Source organism: Aminobacter sp. P4_H6_2, from assembly GCF_056400805.1.
Genome location: NZ_JBFUKO010000873.1, coordinates 1 through 1,748 on the forward strand (window position 1 = coordinate 1; position 1,748 = coordinate 1,748).

At 63.0% G+C, this 1,748-nt stretch carries 2 protein-coding genes and 1 pseudogene; all 3 read right to left on the bottom strand.

The window, feature by feature from the left end; translation table 11 throughout:
* Positions 1-797 (bottom strand): annotated as a pseudogene (locus tag AC1DUU_RS31165) (protein translocase subunit SecDF); the annotation flags it as partial.
* A 103-nt stretch (positions 798-900) separates the two neighbouring features.
* Positions 901-1,182, bottom strand: coding sequence for a hypothetical protein (locus AC1DUU_RS31170; protein WP_476787169.1), 282 nt, complete (start codon positions 1,180-1,182; stop codon positions 901-903).
* Between the two features lie 255 nt (positions 1,183-1,437).
* Positions 1,438-1,748 (bottom strand): FCD domain-containing protein (locus tag AC1DUU_RS31175; protein ID WP_476787170.1); only part of this gene is annotated, 311 nt, incomplete at its 5' end.

Below are 1,748 nucleotides of genomic sequence, written 5' to 3' on the forward strand. Positions count from 1 at the left end.
GTGCGCTGGTCAAAGCCGGCGCGAGCATCGGTGAGGCGTGCACCATCGAGCGCGACGCGGTCCTCGACAGGATATTGCGCGCCGGACTTGGCGTCGGGCATCATGGTAACGCCGCGCGGCAACGGTTCGCCATTGGCGACGTTGGCCACCATGTGGAACGTCATCTTGGCGGTGCTGCCGAGCAGTTCGCGCAACCGGGTCGGGTCTTGCAGGCCCGGGAGCTGCACGAGCATGCGGTCGCTGCCGACACGCTGGATTGTTGGTTCGGCGACGCCGACCTGGTCGACGCGCTGGCGCACGATCTCGAGGCTCTGCTGCAGCGCTGCATCGAGCTTGTCGCGCTGGCCAGCCTCGGTCAGTACGACCTTGATCTGCTTGTCGGCTGTCGTGACCTCAATGTCGGGCTTGCCTGCGCCGAGACCAAGGCCACTGACGGGAACAGCCAGCGATTGCAGCGTGGCCAGGGCTTTCGCACGCTGGCCATCGTCGGCAATGTTGACGACGATGGCATCGCCTGCGAGCCGGGCCGACGACGCGTTGACACGCTCCTTGCGCAGGGCGCCGCGGACGTCGTCGAGCAAAGAGCGCAAACGGTCGGTCTTCAAGGCCGCCGCATCGACTTCAAGCACCAGATGCGAACCGCCCTGGAGGTCGAGGCCGAGCGTGACCTGCTTTTTCGGGAACCAGTTCGGCAAGGCCGCCAGTTGATTAGCCGTAAGAACATTGGGAAGCGCGGCAATGATGCCGGCCAAAATGATGATGGTGTATGTCACCACCACCCATCGGGAGGTCCGCATATATCTGATCCTGCAAAAACCATCACCGCGGCGTCATGGCGCGCGAAAGATGGTTGTTAGTCCGGGCGGCACGAGACCCTGGGGCCTGCGCCATTCAAAAAGTTCAGGAAAATGCCGGGGGCGCGCGGGCTGTGTAGCCTGGCCCTGAGGGGCGGAAAACGAGCTGGAGAACCAGTTCATTTCGCGGCTTGTCGAAGACCRCTTCTGGAACTTCGATGCTACGCGGCAACAAGGCCGAATTGCCGTCATCGTGAAGGGGTGCTGCTTTGACGCTGCGCCAATCGACGACGACAAATGAGCGCTCGGGAATGGCCGGAGCGCTATGCCGCTCGCGGACGTCCATGCCCCCGGAACTCGGCTTGGCCATTTCGGACGCGACAGCCATGCCATCGGCCAACGGGCTGCAAACCATGGCAAAAGCCACGGCCAGGCATAGAAATGCGACCGTCAAAATGCCGGGAGCAGGCTTTCTATGTGCCTTGGTTTGCTGCATCTCGTATTGGCGCAAAGGTCCGACGGCTGGGGCTGAATTGCCTTATGAGCCTCCCACTACGGCATTTTGATGAATACGCCAAGCAAGTCTCGATGCCGCGCCGCGCATTTCCTGCGCTTCGCGGCGACAGATGCAAGTTGCGGAAAGCTACTCGGGCCGACCGWAGAAGATCCGCGCCAGCCCTTCCTTGGTCACCTCGACCGCATGCGCGGAGCTTAACGTGATGTGGCGTTCGATGAGCTCGCCACCGGCCTCGCCGTCGCGGCGCCTGAGGCAGTCGATGATCGCCGCGTGCTCGTCATAGGTGCCGCCGCGGCGGCGGTTGCTCTCGAGATCGATGCGGCGAAAGAAGCGGATCAGCGAGTTGACGCCTTCCAGCGCGTTGAGCATCCGCCCGTTCTTGGACAAGGTGACGATGGCGATGTGAAACGCCTCGTCGGCCTCGGCCACCTTGGCCC